The 315-nt window shown below is 53.3% G+C and carries 1 protein-coding gene; it reads left to right on the plus strand.

Annotation, left to right across the window (positions count from 1 at the left end; genetic code table 11):
* Nucleotides 1-315, plus strand: a 315-nt coding sequence (locus HMPREF2792_RS12725) for a DDE-type integrase/transposase/recombinase (RefSeq protein WP_158011598.1), incomplete at both ends; no start/stop codon positions are given.

Genomic DNA, 315 nt, shown 5'->3' on the forward strand with positions numbered 1-315 from the left:
CCACCGAGTCATGCCAGATTTAATAAGCCGCAAATTCACCGCTGACAGGCCAAACCACGTCTACGTAGGCGATATCACCTACCTGCCGTGTAAGGGAGGCAAGAACATGTACTTAGCCACGGTCATCGACGCCTACTCGCGCAAACTCGTCGGCCATGCACTCGCTGACCACATGCGCGTATCGCTGGTTATCGAAGCTTTATCTCATGCCAGAAAAGTCCGAGGAAGCCTTAAAGGGGCAATTTTCCATTCCGACCACGGCAGTGTGTACACCTCACAAGCATTTAGGGACCACTGCACCCAGCTTGGTGTTCG

The organism is Corynebacterium sp. HMSC068H04 (assembly GCF_001811255.1).
GTDB lineage: Bacteria > Actinomycetota > Actinomycetes > Mycobacteriales > Mycobacteriaceae > Corynebacterium > Corynebacterium hesseae.